20 protein-coding genes and 1 tRNA gene are annotated in these 17087 nt (G+C 61.9%); 7 read left to right on the top strand and 14 right to left on the bottom strand.

All coding sequences use genetic code 11. The annotated features are described in order from the left end of the window. The first annotated feature begins 41 nt into the window (after nt 1–41). Both ACODR6_RS00105 and ACODR6_RS00100 read left to right on the top strand, forming a co-directional pair. The gene (locus ACODR6_RS00105; protein ID WP_130282880.1) at nt 42–653 is read left to right on the top strand and encodes an HAD family hydrolase; all 612 of its coding nucleotides are present in this window, start codon (nt 42–44) and stop codon (nt 651–653) included. 90 nt (nt 654–743) lie between these two features. Further along, a tRNA-Pro gene (locus tag ACODR6_RS00100) sits at nt 744–820 on the top strand. A gap of 208 nt (nt 821–1028) precedes the next feature. On the opposite strand, the gene ACODR6_RS00095 is transcribed toward ACODR6_RS00100, so the two are convergent. Then, complete coding sequence (locus ACODR6_RS00095) at nt 1029–1802, bottom strand: hypothetical protein (protein ID WP_203429122.1); 774 nt, start codon at nt 1800–1802, stop codon at nt 1029–1031. A 356-nt stretch (nt 1803–2158) separates the two neighbouring features. Here ACODR6_RS00095 and ACODR6_RS00090 point away from each other — a divergent pair, with 356 nt between their 5' ends. Further along, complete coding sequence (locus ACODR6_RS00090; RefSeq protein WP_199628786.1) at nt 2159–2380, top strand: hypothetical protein; 222 nt, start codon at nt 2159–2161, stop codon at nt 2378–2380. Nucleotides 2381–2395: 15 nt separating this feature from the next. Here the strand turns inward: ACODR6_RS00090 and ACODR6_RS00085 are convergent, their stop codons facing one another. Further along, complete coding sequence (locus ACODR6_RS00085) at nt 2396–2629, bottom strand: DUF982 domain-containing protein (RefSeq protein WP_199628785.1); 234 nt, start codon at nt 2627–2629, stop codon at nt 2396–2398. Nucleotides 2630–2803: 174 nt separating this feature from the next. Here ACODR6_RS00085 and ACODR6_RS00080 point away from each other — a divergent pair, with 174 nt between their 5' ends. Then, nucleotides 2804–3016 (top strand): hypothetical protein, encoded by a 213-nt coding sequence (locus tag ACODR6_RS00080; protein WP_112718736.1) that lies wholly within the window; start codon nt 2804–2806, stop codon nt 3014–3016. A gap of 3 nt (nt 3017–3019) precedes the next feature. On the opposite strand, the gene ACODR6_RS00075 is transcribed toward ACODR6_RS00080, so the two are convergent. From ACODR6_RS00075 to ACODR6_RS00050, 6 genes are all read right to left on the bottom strand, one after another. Further along, nucleotides 3020–3169 (bottom strand): hypothetical protein, encoded by a 150-nt coding sequence (locus ACODR6_RS00075; protein ID WP_165402739.1) that lies wholly within the window; start codon nt 3167–3169, stop codon nt 3020–3022. Between the two features lie 64 nt (nt 3170–3233). Continuing rightward, complete coding sequence (locus ACODR6_RS00070) at nt 3234–3527, bottom strand: helix-turn-helix domain-containing protein (protein ID WP_112718735.1); 294 nt, start codon at nt 3525–3527, stop codon at nt 3234–3236. A gap of 31 nt (nt 3528–3558) precedes the next feature. After that, nucleotides 3559–4812, bottom strand: a complete 1254-nt coding sequence (locus ACODR6_RS00065) for an O-antigen ligase family protein (protein WP_489019910.1) — start codon at nt 4810–4812, stop codon at nt 3559–3561. Next, nucleotides 4809–6371, bottom strand: coding sequence for an undecaprenyl-phosphate glucose phosphotransferase (locus ACODR6_RS00060; RefSeq protein ID WP_489019908.1), 1563 nt, complete (start codon nt 6369–6371; stop codon nt 4809–4811). The genes ACODR6_RS00065 and ACODR6_RS00060 overlap by 4 nt, the downstream gene beginning before the upstream one ends. Nucleotides 6372–6437: 66 nt before the next feature. Then, nucleotides 6438–7601 carry a glycosyltransferase family 4 protein gene (locus ACODR6_RS00055; protein ID WP_489019906.1) on the bottom strand — a complete coding sequence of 388 codons (1164 nt, stop codon included), beginning with the start codon at nt 7599–7601 and terminating at the stop codon, nt 6438–6440. A 6-nt stretch (nt 7602–7607) separates the two neighbouring features. Beyond that, the gene (locus ACODR6_RS00050) at nt 7608–8183 is read right to left on the bottom strand and encodes a polysaccharide biosynthesis/export family protein (protein WP_112718731.1); all 576 of its coding nucleotides are present in this window, start codon (nt 8181–8183) and stop codon (nt 7608–7610) included. A 191-nt stretch (nt 8184–8374) separates the two neighbouring features. Here ACODR6_RS00050 and ACODR6_RS00045 point away from each other — a divergent pair, with 191 nt between their 5' ends. Beyond that, a complete protein-coding gene (locus tag ACODR6_RS00045) occupies nt 8375–10522 on the top strand; it encodes a GumC family protein (protein WP_489019904.1) in 2148 nt (715 codons plus the stop codon). Between the two features lie 5 nt (nt 10523–10527). On the opposite strand, the gene ACODR6_RS00040 is transcribed toward ACODR6_RS00045, so the two are convergent. Both ACODR6_RS00040 and ACODR6_RS00035 read right to left on the bottom strand, forming a co-directional pair. Continuing rightward, nucleotides 10528–11766, bottom strand: coding sequence for a GNAT family N-acetyltransferase (locus ACODR6_RS00040; RefSeq protein ID WP_489019902.1), 1239 nt, complete (start codon nt 11764–11766; stop codon nt 10528–10530). A gap of 119 nt (nt 11767–11885) precedes the next feature. Further along, a complete protein-coding gene (locus ACODR6_RS00035; RefSeq protein ID WP_112718728.1) occupies nt 11886–12095 on the bottom strand; it encodes a DUF2842 domain-containing protein in 210 nt (69 codons plus the stop codon). Between the two features lie 116 nt (nt 12096–12211). Here ACODR6_RS00035 and ACODR6_RS00030 point away from each other — a divergent pair, with 116 nt between their 5' ends. Together ACODR6_RS00030 and ACODR6_RS00025 are read left to right on the top strand one after the other, a co-directional pair. Continuing rightward, entirely contained in the window at nt 12212–13315 is a 1104-nt protein-coding gene (locus ACODR6_RS00030; RefSeq protein WP_489019899.1) for a COX15/CtaA family protein, read from the top strand. Between the two features lie 159 nt (nt 13316–13474). After that, entirely contained in the window at nt 13475–13882 is a 408-nt protein-coding gene (locus ACODR6_RS00025) for a DoxX family protein (RefSeq protein ID WP_203429114.1), read from the top strand. On the opposite strand, the gene ACODR6_RS00020 is transcribed toward ACODR6_RS00025, so the two are convergent. The 4 genes from ACODR6_RS00020 to ACODR6_RS00005 form a co-directional block, all read right to left on the bottom strand. Next, nucleotides 13879–14670: a sulfite exporter TauE/SafE family protein gene (locus ACODR6_RS00020; protein WP_203429113.1), complete on the bottom strand. Its 792-nt coding sequence runs from the start codon at nt 14668–14670 to the stop codon at nt 13879–13881. The genes ACODR6_RS00025 and ACODR6_RS00020 overlap by 4 nt on opposite strands. A gap of 66 nt (nt 14671–14736) precedes the next feature. Continuing rightward, nucleotides 14737–15660, bottom strand: coding sequence for an N-acetyl-gamma-glutamyl-phosphate reductase (gene argC / locus ACODR6_RS00015; RefSeq protein WP_203429112.1), 924 nt, complete (start codon nt 15658–15660; stop codon nt 14737–14739). An 80-nt stretch (nt 15661–15740) separates the two neighbouring features. Next, nucleotides 15741–16694, bottom strand: a complete 954-nt coding sequence (speB, locus tag ACODR6_RS00010; RefSeq protein WP_130282670.1) for an agmatinase — start codon at nt 16692–16694, stop codon at nt 15741–15743. A gap of 1 nt (nt 16695) precedes the next feature. Beyond that, nucleotides 16696–17058, bottom strand: a complete 363-nt coding sequence (locus ACODR6_RS00005; RefSeq protein WP_112718722.1) for an antibiotic biosynthesis monooxygenase family protein — start codon at nt 17056–17058, stop codon at nt 16696–16698. Nucleotides 17059–17087 lie beyond the last annotated feature (29 nt).

The raw sequence follows: 17087 nt of genomic DNA, 5'->3' as shown, positions 1-17087 counted from the left end.
CGAACATCTTCGGCAAAGACTACGACGCTTTCCTCTTCGACATGGACGGCACGCTGGTGAACTCGATCGCCGTCGTGGAGCGCGTCTGGGGCGACTGGGCAAAGCGCCACGGCCTGGAGCCGGAGGTGTTCATGAAGACCGTGCACGGCGTTCGCGCCTCCGATACCGTCCGCAATCTCGGCCTGCCGGGCGTCGATCCCTTCCATGAGGCAAAGCTGCTGCTCGACGCCGAGATGGAGGATGTCGAGGGCATCATCGAAATCCCCGGCGCCATCGATTTCGTCAAGAGCCTGCCGGACGACCGTTGGGCGATCGTCACCTCGGCCCCCGCCGAACTCGCCTTCAAGCGCCTGAAGGCGGCCGGCATTCCGCTGCCGAAGGTCATGGTAACAGGCGAGGAAGTCTCGGCGGGCAAGCCGAGCCCGGAATGCTACATCCTCGGCGCCAAGCGCCTCGGCGTCGATCCGGCCCGTTGCCTCGTCTTCGAAGATGCCGTCGCCGGCATTCTCGCCGGTGAAGCCGCCGGCGCCGACGTCGTCGTCATCACCACGACCCACGCAACGCCCTTCGAAACACCTCACGCCGAAACCGACGGCTACACGGATTTCCGCGTCGAAACCAAGCCCGGCGCCGTCTCGATCGCCAGGGCGTAATCAACTGTCGGCTTTTTGAGCGGATAGATCCTTTTTCCGCTTGCATTCAAGCCGTCGAAAAACTAAACGATGCAAGCCGTTTAGGCAGGTCGGGGCGTAGCGCAGCCCGGTAGCGCACTTGACTGGGGGTCAAGGGGTCGCAGGTTCAAGTCCTGTCGCCCCGACCATTTAAACCCTTGAACACCAAGGGTTTTCGTTCTCTCCCCCAAGGGCCGAGATGGCCTAGAGGAGAACGAAAAGGATAAAAGATCCACAAAAGAGCACGGAAAGCTCACGATTTTTTCTTGCCACTCAATGAAGCCAATTCCTGCCCGGTCGCGGAATGGGCCCAAGAAACACGTAATCCCTTCCTTATCAGTCCACTGCAATCCCGATCTACATAACTGTCTTGGTGATCTTGCGAACGCCCTCGATCAACTCTGCAACTTCTGTAGCTGTCGGGTCCGTCGGCGCCTTGTGATCGCATTTGTTGCGAATATCCGCGAGGTGTTGGATGAAACGCCACTGCACGAGATCGATAACGCTAGCGTCTTTCAAAGCTTGGTAAAAGTCTGAAATAGTGGGATGCTTTTTCTTGATCGCCAAGCCGTGACGAGCACAAACCGCCCCAAGGTGGCCTTCCAAAACCACACCAGCAACCGCGCCTGCGCCGCGTACAAAGCCGCTTGTGTTCAGCACTTCGGCGGCGTGCAGTTCGTCATCTAGTACGTCGGCGTGGACAAGCGTCCTTATGTCATACAGTGACGATCTGAACCTATTCCGAAGACCGTTGATAATATTGAATTGTTGGAACATGGCTGGGATTGCGGCGGCAGGGGTAACCCCGGCATGGGTTTGAACACCGCGCAGGGCATCGCTAATCGTATAGTTCGCCCACATGATGGTGGAGCGCTGTCCTTTATGCTGGTAGTAGCTACGGAAGTCGTCTTCGCGCTCGGGGATGAGTTGCTTCACCAACGCTAAGGACTCCGAATACCAAGCTTGATAATTGGCACCAAAGTCCGGCAGGTTCTCAACCTCTTCAGGCGCGAAGTCATGTATGACGGGATCTTTTGGGCGCGTCAGCTTTTGGAGGCTCATGGTAAGCTTCGCGCCAAACTTCCCCAAGCGCTCAATATCTTTCTCGTATCTTTCGAAATTCGACGCCATGTCCGTTCCCTACACGTCGCAAAATATTACATGGAAAAGGTGATCTTAGTCGCCGAGTCTTGCAACTCTAGCTTCTAGTTCTTCAACACGTTTTCTAGCGCTGCTACGTTGCTACGGATTGGCGGGTTAAAGCCGCTCTATCCCTGGGGCCAGGGATGACCCAACGGAAAACAGAGCAAAGCAAGAATTTCCACCTAGGTCTCACTAGGTGACCCTCAGCCTGGACGCTTCACGTCTACGCGCGTCCGCTCGACCCCACCAAAATTGGCCGCTACCTTTTGTGAATAGTTCTCGTCTTTTCGCCGCTACCGCACGTATCCTGACGAAACGCCAGATGGCGCAGCGGAGGGACAGCAATGACCGGTCGCAGGATGATGGACGGTTCGCGGGAGCGGCTTGTCGAGGCGTTTCAGGCGCTGACGGACGAGGCTGTCAGGGCCGGATGGGCAGAAGGCGATGTCGCGATAGCGCTGACGGAGCTTGCCGGGGAGTATCTCATCGAACTCAGTGGCAGGGCGATTACCGAAGGTGCCCTGCATCCGCGGCTGGCCGAGGTCGTGCCGCTTCGAAAGCACTGACCCGGCAGATTCGACTTAGGCAAGCAGCCCGGCGATGCGGGCGGCGGTGATGAAGGAAAGCCGCGCCTTGCTGGCGCTGATCAGGCCGTCGAGCGCGTCGAGGCAATGCTGCATGGCGATGCGGTATTCGCGGCCGCGGTTGCCCGGCCAGCGCTTCAGGAACTCGACGGCATCCCAGGCGGTGGAGATGATGAGGTCTGCGGTTGCGGATTTGACGCGAACGGGGGAGGGGAAACTTCTCTGACTCATGACACGGTCTTTGTACTGATTTGAACCTGGCATCGAACGCCGGGCATGTCCCTTTGTTCCCGCTAAATTTCAGAGAGTTGCAAAGCGTGAAATCCGCGCGCATAGTGCAGGCGTTCCCGATCTCATCTGCCGCTGCAGGTATCCTGCCCCAGGCTTTCAGGAAGTGCCGCCTCGATGCTCGACACGACTATCCATCCGCGCGACCTTCCGCTGTTTTCGGACGATCTCGACGTGATTTCCAATGTCCTGGATGAAGTCTGCGAGGACCGCGGCGTCGGCCGCCGCACGCAGGAGGCCGAGCGCCTGGGCGCGGTGATGATCCAGCTTTACCGGCAGGGTGTCAGAGACGGCGCAAAGCTCGCCGCCCTGACCAAGGCCTATCTCTGAAGATTACTTCTGCTCGACGGAAATGCCGTTCTGGCCGATGCTGAGCTCGACGCCTTCAGGCTTGCTTTCTTCACGATAAATATAGGCGCCGAGGCCGATGACGACGACCACGAGCGCGCCGATGACGAAATAAAGACTGCTGTTACGATTCAAGATGATTTTCCCTCAACGCATTGATTGCGCGCGGAAAACGCATCAGAACCGGTTTGGTTCCGGATTAATCGTCATTGGTGGCGTTGAGCTCCTCGGGCCGCAGGCCGTCGTCGCCGTTGCCGCGTGCCTTGAGGCGCACGCCGGGGCCGCCTTCGTCATGATTGCCGCTGGCGATGAAGATGATGCCGGCCGCCTCCAGCGCGTGCTTGGCGGCGAGAAAGGCCTGCGGCTCGCCGCTGCCTTCGCCCTGTTCGAGCGCCGAAATGATTTTTGCGGAAAGGCCGGATGCAGCGGCCAGTTCCTCGATGCTCATGCCCGTCATGGCGCGGGCGCCGCGTATCTGTGTTCCCGTGATCATGAGGAGAAGTTTAGCGCGGACGGGCCGCTTCTCAAGTGGCGCTGACGTGGGTTTTGCGCATCTCGGCGAGCTGGTGGCGGTGCTCGAGTGCGGCGCAGCCCCAGACGATGCCGAACAGCAGATAGACGTGGCGCCAGTGGTCGATATCGATGACGTTGCCGATCGTCGCATGGCCGATGACGCAGATCCAGGCGATCATCAGGAAGGGCTGCCAGGGGCGGTCCTTGAGCAGGTTCTTGAAACCGAGATAGATGGTCCAGATCAGCATCGAGACATAGGTGACGAAGCCGAGCCAGCCGTAGGTCGTCAGGCATTTCAGCCAGATATTGTGCTCGTCCTCGGGGAAGATCGTGCCGAACACCATCGGGCCGATCCCGAGCGGCCGCTCCATCATCATCTGGAAGCCGATGCGGTGGCGGTCGAAACGGCCGAGATATTCGCCGTCATATTGCTGCACGAGCTGGGCGCGGGTGCTGAAGAGATCGGCAACCTGCGGGATCTGAAGTGCGATGACGAGCGCGGCGACCATCAGGATCACCGCCGCCATCGACATCATCAGGATCTTCAGCCGGAAGGCGCCGGTGCGCTCTTTCAGCAGCATGACGAAGATGAGGATGACGATGGTCAGCAGGAACAGGCCCCAGGCGGCACGCGAGAAGGACAAGAACACGCCGAGCGCCAGGATGAGCAGCGCAAGGGCGCGGACTGGCGAGCTCAGCAGGCTGCGCGTCAGCATGCCGTGCACGAGGTAGAGCGAGGGGGCGACGAGGAACGGACCGAAGACGTTCGGATCCTGGAAGGCGCCCTTGGCGCGGTCGTAGAGCGTGAAGACTTCCGAGCCGGGGAAGGCGTGGAAATAACCGAGGATGCCGAGCAGCGAGGTGATGACGGCGGCAAACACCCAGGCATTGAAGATCAGCACGAGGCGCTTGGCATTGTCCTCGATGATCGCGGCATAGAAGACCGATGTCAGCGCCAGGAAGGTCGAGACGGCGATATACATCGGCCCGCCCGTCATGTCCTTCATCTGCGTCAGCGACAGCATGCCGCCGACATTGAAGGTGATCAGCAGTGCCAGCAGGATGCCGCTATAGCGGGAGATGCGCAGCCCGAGGATGAACCAGATGCCGGTCAACCCGGCCATCCAGAGCTCGTAGGGCGCCGGCTCGTCGATGACGAAGCCGGAGAGGAAGACGCCGAAGGCGACCAGAGCCGAGCCGATGATGCGCAGCGTCACGCGCTGCGGGTCGGCAACGCGCGGATATGTCGCCTCGATCGCGCTCAATACGCGTTTTCCGTGTTGAGCAGCCGGATCGGCGTCAGGAACAGGATCTTCAGGTCGAACCAGAGCGACCAGTTCTCGATGTAATAAAGATCGTAGGCCGTGCGGAACTTGATCTTGTCGTCATTGTCGACTTCGCCGCGCCAGCCGTTGATCTGCGCCCAGCCGGTGACACCCGGCTTGACGCGGTGGCGGGCGAAATAGCCCTCGACGACATCGCCAAAGGCCCGGTTATGGGCCTGGGCTGCAACGGCATGCGGACGTGGGCCGACCAGCGACAGCTCGCCGCGCAGCACGTTGAAGAGCTGCGGCAGCTCGTCGATCGAGGATTTGCGGATGAAGCGGCCGAAGGGGGTGACGCGCGGGTCGCCCTTGGTCACCGCAGCCTTCGCGCTCGGGTCGCTCATGTTCGTGTACATCGAGCGGAACTTGAAGACGTTGATGATTTCGTTGTTGAAGCCGTGGCGCTTCTGCATGAAGAAGACCGGGCCTTTCGAGGTCAGCTTGATGGCAACAGCCGTTGCGATCATCACCGGCCAGAGCAGGAGCAGGGCGAGTGTCGCGAAGAAGATGTCGAAGCCGCGCTTGGCGACCGAATCCCAGTCCTGGATCGGCTTCTTGAAGATGTCGAGCATCGGCACGGTGCCGACATGCGAATAGGCGCGCGGGCGGAACCGCAGGCGGTTGGCATGGGCGGCAAGGCGGATATCGACCGGCAGCACCCAGAGCTTCTTCAGAAGTTGCAGAATGCGGGCTTCGGCGCTGAGCGGCAGGGCGATGATCAGCATGTCGATGCGTGTCAGGCGGACGAACTCGACGAGTTCGGCAACGGTGCCGAGCTTCGGATAGCCGGCGACCATGATCGGCGAGCGCTTCTCGCCGCGATCGTCGAAGATGCCGCAGATGCGGATGTCGTTGTCGGGCTGCAATTCGAGCAGGCGGATCAGATCCTTGGCCGGATCGCCGCCGCCGACGATGACGGCGCGCCGCTCCATGACGCCGTTGCGCGCCCAGTTGCGGATGCCGTAGGCGACGAGGAAGCGGATGCCGATGAGGAACAGGCCTGCGACCGAGAACCAGGCAAGATGCAGGTTGATCTTCGCCCAGGAGGTCTCGTTGAACAGCGCAAAGACCATTTCCGTCAGCAGGAAGGCGGCTGCCCAGGAGAGGAAGATCCGCGGCAAGAGCCGCACGCGCGAGCGCAACGCCGGGATCGAATAGGTATCGCTGATCTGCAGGCTGACGACGGCGAAGGCTGCGATGAAGAAGGCGAGCGCGACGCGCGAGGCGAAGGTCTCGGTGCTGCCGTCTCCCGGCCAGATCAGGAAGGCGAGGAGGCCGATGACGAATTGCGAGGCGAATTCGAAAAGCCGGAATTGGCCGATGATGATGGCGGGCGAATGCGTGCCTTCGCGAAACTGTTCGGCGATCTGCAGGGCGTAGGGGTTGATCGACCCTGCCTCATCCGCCTTCTCGGCCGTATCGCCACGCGCATGGATGTCCGAGACCTGCTTGCGCAGCGTTTCGACGTCGAACTGACCGCTCTTTTCTGCCTTGTTCATGAGGCTTCCGCCGCTCGTTGATACAAACGGCATAGCAGGAAGCCCCTAAGAAAGGTTTACAGGATCTTATATATTTGAAGATGTCGGCGTCTGGCCGATGAGCTCGTAGTATAGTTTCAGCACATCTTTCGCCATCACCGGTGCTGAAAACACCGCCTTGACGGCCTCGGTCGAGGGCATCGTCTGATGGCCCCATTCGGGCTTGGCAAGCGCCTCGGCCATGACCCGCGCAAGGTCGGTCGCGTCACCGGGCGTCACGAGTGCTGCGCTCTCCTTGCCGAGCGCTTCCGGAATGCCGCCGACGCGGCTGGCGATCACGGTCTTGCCGGCGCCCAGCGCCTCGAGGACAATATAGGGCATGGCCTCGGCACGCGAGGGCACGACAACATTCTGCGACATCGTGAACGCCTCCTGCACGCGCATTGCCGGCAACATGCTGATGCGCTTGCCGAGGCCGCGCTCGACCATCATGTCGCGGTACTTGTCGCGGTCCGGCCCGTCGCCGATCATCAGCGCGGAGAGGGGGCGCCCGGCCAGCCGCTCGGTCTTGGCGAAGGCATCCACAAAAAGATCGGGACCCTTAAGGTCCCGAAGCATGCCGATATAGATGAAATGGACCGCATCGGATCGGGTGGGAATGACCTGGAAGTCCCGTTCCCCGATGCCGTTATAGATCAGCCGCGTCTTGGTTTTCGGCTTGCCGACCTTCTTGGCATAGGTGTCGCGCTCGTATTCGCAGATGAAGACGAGGGCATCGGTCAGATATTCCTGCAGCCGTTCCATCTTGAGCACGAACTGCCCGAGGAACGAGGTGCGGGAATAATGCAGGCTTCCGCCATGCGCAGTATAGAGGCGGGCTACGCGATACCTGTTCACCCGCAGGGCTGAGCCAACGAGCCGCGCGAGCACACCGCCTTTGGCGCCGTGTCCGTGCAGCACATCAGGCCGCAAACTTTTGATTGTCTTGTATGTATCCCAGATCACCGGGATATCGGAGAGGCCAGGGGCGCGGCGGATTGGCACGCGCGTCAGCCCAAGCGACAGATAGGGACGGATATCGTCGAACAGCCGGTCCTCGTGCTCGCCACCTGTCGAGCTGTCGCAGAGAATGCCGATCTCGTGTCCAGCCTTGCTGTGCTCTTCGACCAGATCGCGGACATGGCGGAAGATTCCGCCGATCGGCGACCTGAAGCAGTGAATGATGCGGAGAGGCCGTTGTTCGTCTGTCATGTCAGATCAGAACAGCCGTTCGCGTACATAGATCGTGTCGCCAGCGATGATGGCGGAAGAAATGTTGACGCGGCCGGTGATGACCTGACCGTTGATCTTGCGCGTCACGTCGACGCTGGCCTGATTGGCGCGCGAGGTGTAACCGCCGGCAACAGCGATGGCATTCTGAACCGTCAGGCCGGGAACATAGGCGTATTGACCGGGCTGGCCGACTTCGCCCATGACGAAGATCGAGCGGTAGCGATCGACATCGATGGTGACATCGGGATCGCGAAGATAACCCTGGCGCAGCTTGCCAGCCAGCTGGCCGGAAAGCTGTTGCAGGGTGCGGCCACGGGCAGGGACCTGGCCGACAAGCGGGAATGCGATATAGCCGGCCTGATCGACAGTATAGCTGTTCGTCATGCTCGGCTGGTCGAAGACGGTGATGCGCAGGCGGTCGCCGCTATCCAGCGTATAGGGCTGGATCGTCGCCTGCTGGAAAGCCTTCGGCGCCGGCTTATAGGTGTTGCAGCCGCTCAGGACCGCAGTCATTGCGGCGAGGCCAAGGGCCAGAAACATCTTTGGCGTAGCGAGGGGCATCCGTGCAGGCTCACAGAAAACAAATTGGTCCCCGCCGTTATCGATCCGTTAGGGTTAATGGCTGGTAAAAATCCGCAGCTTTTTTTGTCCCCGGTGCATTCTCCCGCCTCTTACTTGAGGGCGGGGCAATTAACGCTTGGGTTACTATAGTCGTTTACGCTTCGCGGCACCTTTGTTCTTGGAGTACGAGTATGTCCGGCGTATCGGGAAATCAGGATGTCGACATCGATCTTGGCCAGCTTGTCCGTGCCGTATGGGAACGGCGGCTCAAGGTCGTTGCGATCACGCTGATCGGGGCAGGGGTTGCCTTCGCCGGCGCCAAGATGATCGCGCCGAAATATCGCGGCGAGACGCGCCTGCTGATCGAGCAGCGCGCGCCGGCCTTCGCCAATACCCAGACATCCGACGCCACGGCAGGCCCGTTGCTCGACGAGCTGAATATTGCGAGCCAGGTGCAGCTCCTGCAGTCCGCCGACCTGATCAAGAAGGTCATCAACAGCGAGAAGCTCTACGAGCTCCCGGAATTCGACGAGGCAGCCAACGGCTCGGCGCTGACGGATATCCTCGTTGCCCTGCATCTGAAGAAGAACCCGGCTGAAAACCCGCCTGAAGAGCGCGTCATCGATGCCTTCACCGAGCGCCTGCAGGTCTTCCAGGTGCCGGGCTCGCGCGTCATCGGCATCAACTTCACCTCCAAGGATCCGAAGCTCGCCGCCCGCATTCCGAATGCGATGGCATCGGTCTATCTCGCTACCCAGAGCGGCGCCAAGCTCGCCTCCAATTCCGAAGCCACCCGCTGGCTCGAGCCTGAAATCGAAAGCCTGCGCCAGAAGGTCAATGATGCCGAGCAGAAGGTCGCCGAATACCGCGCTCAGCACGGCCTGCTGCCGACCAATGGCGGCAGCAACTTCCCGACGCAGCAGCTGAACGATATCTCCGCCGAACTGACCCGGGTGCGCGGCGAGAAGGCCAATGCCGAAGCCCGCGCCCAGGCCGTGCGTAACGCGCTGTCCTCCGGCGAAGCCTCCGATACGCTGCCCGACATCATGAATTCGCAGTCGATGCAGCGCCTGAAGGGTACCGAGTCCGGACTGCAGTCGCAGATCTCCGATCTCAGCACCTCGCTGCTCAACAACCATCCGCGCCTGCGCAGTCTCCGCGCCCAGCTCGCCGACATCAAGACGCAGATCCGCGCCGAAACGCAGAAGATCCTGACCAGCATTGAGAACGAGTCCAAGGTCGCCGATCTGCGCGCCACCGAGCTCGAGCGCCAGTCCGGCGCTTTGCAGCAGAACAGCGCCAAGGCCGGGGAAGACGAAGTCGGCCTGAACGCGCTGCAGCGCGAAGCCAATGCCCAGCGCCAGCTGCTCGAAACCTATCTGGTGCGTTACCGCGAAGCCGCATCGCGCGCCGACAGCAATTCCAGCCCGGCCGATGCCCGCGTCGTCTCCAAGGCGATCCAGCCGGTCGATCCCTATTTCCCGAAGGTCGTCCCGATCGTCATCGTCGCCGCCTTCGCAACGCTGATCATCACCTCGATCGTCATCATGCTCGCCGAGCTCTTCAGCGGCCGCGCGTTGCGTCCTGTTGGTCCCGCCTTGCCGGTTGCCCGTATCGAGGAAGAGGAAACGGTTATCGTTGCCGCTCCCGCAAAGACGAAACGTGCCGTGGCCCCCAGCATGCTCTCTGCCCCGGCAGAAGAACCTGAAACCGAAGAGCTCGCCGTCGCCGTCGAAGCTGTCGAAGAGAACGAATTCTCGATCGGCTCCGTTGCCGATTATCTCACCGGCAGCCGTGCGCCGCTCGCAATCGCCATTTCACCGACTGGTGACGACGGCTCCGCAGCCACCGTTGCGCTTGCCCGCAGGCTCGCCGCCTCCGGCCAGCGCGCCATCCTCGTCGACATGACCGGCTCCGGCTATCCGACGGCAATGATGGCCGAAGACCTGGAAGCGCCAGGCGTTACCGACCTGCTCTGCGGCGAAGCTGCCTTCGGCGACACGATCCACGGCGACCGCTCGTCAGATGCGCATCTCATCCCGCAGGGCACCAGCGATGTCCGCAAGGCGATGCGTGGCGCCGACCGTCTGTCGCTGCTGCTCGATGCCCTGATGTCGGCTTACGATATCGTCGTCGTCGAATGCGGCGCGGCCGATGTCGCCGGCGTGTCGCGGCTGACGCGCAGCAAGGATGTCGAGATCATCCTCTCCATGCCGGAAGTGCTGGAAGACGAGTTCGTGACCGCTATGACCGAATTCGAAAAGGCCGGTTACCAGCGCGTCGTGCTGATGTCGGGCGGCGAAAGCGCCGAGCCCGATCTTACCCGCCACGCCGCCTGAGGCGGTCAGATGCCGATCTTGGCGCGCAGGCGCTGGGCTGTTCTGTAAAAGCCCGGCCGCGCCTTGATATAGGCCTTGCTGCGGGTGATGGCGCGATGCGCCGTCCCTGCAATCCGGCCCTTCAGCGACAGCGGCAGAACCACGTCATGATGGTCGGTCTCGACGGGCGCCCAGGAGCGCTTGTAGGTCTGGTCGCCAAGGCCGAAATCAAAGAGCGCGACGCCCTTGTTCTGCAGGCCGGAGATCATCTGCCAGTAGAGGAATTCGCCGGGGCTGGCATCCGGAACGAGGTTCTCGTCGATCGCACCGAACTGGCAGATGACGTGATCGCCCTTGCGCGAGATGCCCGAGACGGCCGCAATCTTGCCGTCGAATTCACCCTTCAACCGCAGCGCATGCATTTCCAGGCCATAGTCGCTACCGTCGCGGATATCGATGAGCCCATGCAGGAACGCCTTCGTCGCGGCATCGGCAAAGACGTCGGGCAGACCGAGCGAACGGAAGCGCTCGGACTTCTGCCTGAAGAACAGGTCGAGCAGCGCATGCTGTTCGACGGGTGAGCCGCCGTCGATATAGTCGAAGCCGCCGATTGCCTCCAGCCGCTTGGACTGCACGCGGAATTTCTTGCGGCGGCTCTTGGCATTCAGCTGTTTCAACGTCGCCTCGAAATTTTCGAGCAGCGGCAGCTGGTAGGCGTGGTTCTGGTTCTGCACCATCGGCAGCAGCTTCAGCGGGTTTTCCCGCCCGCGCCATTCCAGCGGCATGTTCTGCAGCAGCAACAGATCGGCCTTGCCATGCAGCGCCTCTCTCAGGATCGCCGTGAAACGATCGGCATCGAGACCGCCTGCGCCTTCGAGGAAGGCGGCCGAGAACAGGCCGGTATTGATATTGCTGTGATCGGCGCCGATGAACTTGGCGATCCGCACGCCCTGGCGGCTTTCGATCTCGATCGGCAGGATGAAGGCGGCCTTGCCCTGCGCGGTGCCTTTGAGCACGGCAAGCGGCCTGTCATAGGCGCGCACCCAGGAGCGGCACCACTCGTAGCCCTGATGCAGCGAGGCGAGGGGATCTTTCTCAAGCGCCCGCCAGTCGCTCTCCAGCGGCTCCAGTTTTGTATGAACGGTGATGCCGAGATCGGCGATCGCCAGCTGCGCGCCGACCGATCTCAGCCGGGAAATACCGGCATCGGCCTTGCCTGCATCGTCAAGCGGCTGGTGGTCGGCATCGAGCTTCTGCGTCCGCACGGGAGATCTCCGGTCAAGATTGCGTGCCGGAAGATATAGCGGCCAAGGCCTAGAGAGGGTTTAAACGCAAGCCAAACAGGCGGGTTTTCCGCAGATCAGGGTTATCTGCCTGTTAATGCCTATTGCTGCTTCGGGCCTGCCATCCACTTGATGATCAGCATCGCTGGCAGGATCCAGATGAGGCCGGTCAGCGCGAAATAGAGGAGATGGCCCCACCAGGGAGCTTCGCCGAGCGTCGCCACCGCGATCGTGTTCGCGATCAGCGCATAGCCGAGCACGAGGATGATGATCAGGATCGTGCCGATGAATTTGCGCAGGCGAACGGGCATCAGTCTTGGCTTCCGGATTGCAGGATGGAACCAGCGCGACGGCATGCCGCAAAGGTTCGGGGCTTGTTTTGCATGAGCCGCTAGGGCAAATCAACTGCCGATAACAAGGAGCAATCATGGCCGTCGCAGATATCACCACCGAGCATGCAATCCGGGGCGAAGTCCGCAAGCAGGACCGCAACCGCCGCGCCATTCGCATCTGGCTGGGTTTCGTGCTGCTCGCGCTCTTCTGTCTGGTGCTTGTCGGCGGCGCGACGCGTCTCACCAATTCGGGCCTGTCGATCACCGAATGGAAGCCGATCCACGGCGTCATTCCGCCGCTGAACGCTGCCGAGTGGGAGGAGGAATTCAAGCTCTATCAGCGCATTCCCGAGTTTCAGCAGTTAAACAGCGACATGACGGTCGAACAGTTCAAGGGCATCTTCTGGTGGGAATGGGCTCACCGCCTGATCGCCCGCGGCATCGGTGTCATCTTCGCGCTGCCGCTCCTCTATTTCTGGATCACGGGCAAGGTCGAGCGCCGTCTGCGCTGGCCGCTGGCGGGTATTCTGGCACTCGGCGGCCTCCAGGGCTTCATCGGCTGGTGGATGGTCTCGTCTGGCCTTGCCGTGCGCACGGATGTCAGTCAGTACCGCCTGGCGACCCACCTCGTCATGGCCTGCCTGATCTTTGCCTCCTGCATGTGGATCATGCGCGGTCTCTCGCCGCATTCCAATGAAGCGGCGCCGGCCTCGAGCTCGAAGACCTGGGCGGCCGTCATCGCCATCTTCGCGCTGTTCCAGATCTATCTCGGCGCGCTCGTGGCCGGTCTCGATGCAGGTTTCACCTACAATACCTGGCCGCTGATGGATGGCTCTGTCGTTCCCGGCGACCTGCTGATCCAGCAGCCGGCCTGGATCAATTTCTTCGAGAACCCGAAGACCGTGCAGTTCATCCACCGCATCGGCGCCTACACGCTCTTCGCGCTGACGCTGATCAACATGATCATGGCGCTGCGCGCCGCGCCGCAGACCACCCATGCCCGCCGCGCCGTCGTGCTCTTCGCGCTGGTAACCATCCAGGCGGCGATCGGCATCACCACGCTGCTGCTGCATGTGCCGCTGCACTGGGGCCTGCTGCATCAGGGCGGCGCACTCGTCGTCTTCGGCTTCGCCGTCGCCAACTGGCGGGGTTACTACGGCGAATTCACCCGCCAGACGGTGATTGCCGAGCGCAGCTGACGCGCCGACACATTCCCGAATTCTTCAAGCCGCGGTGCCATGCGCCGCGGCTTTTTGATGCCGTGAGAAAAATATCGCGCCCCTGTCGGCAATGCTGCCTGCCACCCGTCCTTGTGACATGGTTCCACAATGGCTGCGGCCACGAAAGAGGGTAGGACAATGGCAAAGACAATAGCAATTCTCGCCGCAAGACTGATCTTCGGTGCGATGTTCCTGATGGCGACGAGCTTCAAGTTCATGGATATGGGCGCAACCGCGGGCTACATCGCCGCCGCAGGATTTCCGTTCCCGCTGTTCCTCGCCTGGGTGGCGGCCTTCTTCGAAGTCGGTCTGGCGGTAGCCTTCCTCACCGGCGCCTTCTTCAGCGAAGCGGCGTTGCTTGCCGGCGTCTACGTGATTTTCCTCGCTTTCGCTTTCCACGGTCCGAACCGCTGGGAAGGTAATCAGGCCGAGTTCGGCTTCTTCGTCGATCACTTCACCTTCCTGGCCGGCCTGCTCTTTGCTTTTGCGCATGGCCCGGGCGAGAAGCTCAGCGTCAAGATGGGCCTGCTGCGCCAGCCCGCCTAACGAAGGATGCCGTCGAGGACGGGCAGACCGAATATCGCGGAGGCTCCGATCAGGAGATAGCAGATCAGGCGGAAGGTACTTTCCTTCGCCAGCCCGAACAGCTTCGAGCCTCCGTAGAGCCCGACCGCATAGGCTGGGAGAATGACGATCGTCAGCGCGAAGACGGCCTGAACGAAGAGGCCGCCGACATAATAGCTGATCGTGCTGAAGATCGTGGAGATCGAGAAGTAGAAGATCACGTTGGCGCGCACGCGCTGAAAGTCGCTCTTGCCGCCGAGCCAATAGGCAACCACCGGCGGTCCACCGAGCTGGGCGGCTCCACTGAACAACCCGGCCAGCAGACCGACGCCTGAGCTCAGCGGCGCAGACGGCTCGCCGTGGTAGCGCCAGCCGGAAACCAAGAGCGCCAGCAGGCAGATCGCCACGGCACAGATCATCCAGCGCAGCAGCAACGGGTCCATCAGCGTCAGCACTGCCGTTCCTGCGGGAACGCCGAGCGCCGCCCCCGCAATCATCACGAAGACCTCACGCCGGTTCGAATTGCGCCAGGCATCCGGGATCATCCCGAGCGTCGCCAATCCATCGATGACCAGCAGCACCGGCGAGATCAGCTTCGGGCCGACGATCGCGCCGCCAAGCGGAATGAAGATCAGCGCCGCCCCGAACCCGGAGAAGCCGCGGGCAAGCCCGGCGATCAGAGCGAAGGCGATCAGGGCAGGGACGCCGTGATCGGGAAGCGCTGACACGAGCCAGGACGAGAAACTGTCGAAGGAGAGGGAGGCGGACATGATTGCCTGCGGAAGTGGGCTGCCGGCGGCCGCATGGATGCAGCCACCGGAAATCAGGCGTGGCGCTTAGGCGCCGATCATCAGGTCCATGTTCTGGACGGCGGCACCCGAGGCACCCTTGCCGAGATTGTCGTAGACGGCGACCAGCAGGGCCTGCGCGTTCGCGTCGTTGGCGAAGACGTGCAGGCGCATGCGGTTGGTGTCGTTGTAGATCTCGGGGTTGAGATCGGGGGTGCGCTCGGTGCTCTCGAACGGCGCGACTTCGACGACGCCCTTGATGCCGGCGAAATAATCGGCGATCGCGGCATGGATTTCAGCACCGGTCGGCACCTTCGGCAGATGCGACAGCTGCAGCGGCACGGTGACGACCATGCCCTGCGCGAAATTCCCGACGACAGGCTGGAAGAACGGCACGCGGCCGAGCTTGGCATAGTGCTGCAGTTCCGGCAGGTGCTTGTGCTTGAAGCCAAGGCCGTAGGGCATGTACTCAGGCGCATCCTCGCCCTTGGCGACATAGTCCTCGATCATCGTCCGGCCGCCGCCGCTATAGCCCGAGATGCCGTTGACGGTCACCGGGAAATCGGCAGGCAGCAGGCCGCCTTCGATCAGCGGACGCAGCGTCGCAATGGGGCCCTGCGGCCAGCAGCCCGGATTGGCGACGCGCTTGGCCGAGGCGATGACACCCGCCTGGTCCTTGCTGAGTTCGGCAAAGCCATAGGCCCAGCCTTCGGCGACGCGATGCGCCGTCGAGGCGTCGATCACCTTCGTCGTGTCATTCTCGATCAGGCTGACGCTTTCCTTGGCCGCATCGTCAGGCAGGCAGAGGATCGCGACGTCGGCCTTGTTCAGAAGCTCGGCGCGAACGGCCTTGTCCTTGCGGCTTTCGGCCGGGATCGACAGCAGCTCGATATCGCGGCGGCCAGCCAGGCGCTCACGGATCTGCAGACCCGTCGTACCAGCTTCGCCATCGATGAATATCTTCGCTGCCATGATAATCCTGCGCTTTCAATAGGTTCCGGGTTCTTTCGGAATCAGTTTGCCATGAAGTTGAATCAGTTTGATAACAGCCGTCACTTGGCGGCCGCGCGCCTTTCGGCGTGAAGGCCCAGCATATACATCGCGACCGTCGCCCCCGCAATGGCGGTGACGTCGGCGTGATCATAGGGCGGCGAGACCTCGACGACGTCGGCGCCCCGGATATCGAGCTGATGCAGCCGCTGCAGAACCGACAGGATCTTGGCGCTCGACGGGCCGCCGGCGACCGGCGTGCCGGTACCCGGCGCAAAGGCCGGATCGAGGCAGTCGATGTCGAAGGTCAGGTAAGCCGGTGCGCCCTTCGTATGCGAGATGATCGTCGAGGCGATCTCGCCCGCACTCATCTCCTCGACCTGATGGCCGTAGAGGATCTGGATGCCGCAATCGTCAGGCGCATGGGTGCGGATGCCGATCTGGATCGAGCGGTCCGGGTCGATGATGCCGTCACGCACGGCGCGCGCCACGAAGGAGCCGTGGTCGATGCGCCCGGCGTCGTCGAGCCAGGTATCCTGATGCGCGTCGAACTGCACCAGCGCCAGCGGCCCGTGCTTGGCGGCATGCGCCTTGAGGATCGGCCAGGTGACGTAATGGTCGCCGCCGAGCGTCAGCATGAAGGCGCCGCTGTCGAGGATCGTGGTCGCCTGACGCTCGATCGCTGCGGGGGTCTCCTGGTGATTGCCGTAGTCGAGCAGGCAGTCGCCGTAATCGATGACCGCCATATCGGCGAAGAGATCGCGGTTGAATGGATATTGCGGATCGTTGTCGAAGATCGCCGATGCCCGGCGGATCGCCTGCGGCCCGAACCGCGTGCCCGGCCGATTGGAGACCGCGGCATCGAAGGGCACGCCCCATACGGCGACATCGACGCCCTTCAGATCCTTGGTGAAGCGGCGGCGCATGAAGGAGAGCGCGCCGGCAAATGTCGGGTCGCTGGCGGCGGAGGTCAGGCTCTTAGCCGTAAAGGCGTGGTCGATGGTCTTATTGGCCAAGTTAATCTCCCTTTGTCGCGGCGGTTTTGTCGAAGCCGTAGGCGCGCTGCACCAGCGCGACGCGAATTTCATAGCGTGAATACCAGTCGGACCGGCCGCGGCGCTGCGCCTCGACATGGTCGACGACCGCTTTCCAGGCGAGAATGCTCGCCTCGTCCTTCCAGTAGGAATTGATGATGCCGAAGCCGCTGGCGGTCCGAGCGCTTTCGAAACCGAGATAGCCCGGCTGCTGCTGCGCGAGTTCCACCATCGCGCCGCCCATTTCCAGATAGCCGCCTTCCTCGCCCGTGCGCTGCGACGAAAAGGTCACCACGTAATAAGGCGGTTCCGGAGTCTCTGCGAAGGGTGAGGGCTGGCTGGACATGGCAATTCCTCTTCGGAAGAAAGGCCTAG

The organism is Rhizobium sp. FG96 (assembly GCF_057808655.1).
This window is presented reverse-complemented; position numbering and strand designations above follow the sequence as displayed.

Excerpts from the sequence above, each read along its gene's own strand:
- ACODR6_RS00105 (WP_130282880.1), top strand. The coding sequence starts at position 42 with ATGGACGGCACGCTGGTGAACTCGATCGCCGTCGTGGAGCGCGTCTGG.
- ACODR6_RS00095 (WP_203429122.1), bottom strand. The coding sequence starts at position 1,802 with ATGGCGTCGAATTTCGAAAGATACGAGAAAGATATTGAGCGCTTGGGG.
- ACODR6_RS00090 (WP_199628786.1), top strand. The coding sequence starts at position 2,159 with ATGACCGGTCGCAGGATGATGGACGGTTCGCGGGAGCGGCTTGTCGAG.
- ACODR6_RS00085 (WP_199628785.1), bottom strand. The coding sequence starts at position 2,629 with ATGAGTCAGAGAAGTTTCCCCTCCCCCGTTCGCGTCAAATCCGCAACC.
- ACODR6_RS00080 (WP_112718736.1), top strand. The coding sequence starts at position 2,804 with ATGCTCGACACGACTATCCATCCGCGCGACCTTCCGCTGTTTTCGGAC.
- ACODR6_RS00070 (WP_112718735.1), bottom strand. The coding sequence starts at position 3,527 with ATGATCACGGGAACACAGATACGCGGCGCCCGCGCCATGACGGGCATG.
- ACODR6_RS00060 (WP_489019908.1), bottom strand. The coding sequence starts at position 6,371 with ATGAACAAGGCAGAAAAGAGCGGTCAGTTCGACGTCGAAACGCTGCGC.
- ACODR6_RS00055 (WP_489019906.1), bottom strand. The coding sequence starts at position 7,601 with ATGACAGACGAACAACGGCCTCTCCGCATCATTCACTGCTTCAGGTCG.
- ACODR6_RS00050 (WP_112718731.1), bottom strand. The coding sequence starts at position 8,183 with ATGCCCCTCGCTACGCCAAAGATGTTTCTGGCCCTTGGCCTCGCCGCA.
- ACODR6_RS00045 (WP_489019904.1), top strand. The coding sequence starts at position 8,375 with ATGTCCGGCGTATCGGGAAATCAGGATGTCGACATCGATCTTGGCCAG.
- ACODR6_RS00035 (WP_112718728.1), bottom strand. The coding sequence starts at position 12,095 with ATGCCCGTTCGCCTGCGCAAATTCATCGGCACGATCCTGATCATCATC.
- ACODR6_RS00030 (WP_489019899.1), top strand. The coding sequence starts at position 12,212 with ATGGCCGTCGCAGATATCACCACCGAGCATGCAATCCGGGGCGAAGTC.
- ACODR6_RS00025 (WP_203429114.1), top strand. The coding sequence starts at position 13,475 with ATGGCAAAGACAATAGCAATTCTCGCCGCAAGACTGATCTTCGGTGCG.
- ACODR6_RS00020 (WP_203429113.1), bottom strand. The coding sequence starts at position 14,670 with ATGTCCGCCTCCCTCTCCTTCGACAGTTTCTCGTCCTGGCTCGTGTCA.
- argC (WP_203429112.1), bottom strand. The coding sequence starts at position 15,660 with ATGGCAGCGAAGATATTCATCGATGGCGAAGCTGGTACGACGGGTCTG.
- ACODR6_RS00005 (WP_112718722.1), bottom strand. The coding sequence starts at position 17,058 with ATGTCCAGCCAGCCCTCACCCTTCGCAGAGACTCCGGAACCGCCTTAT.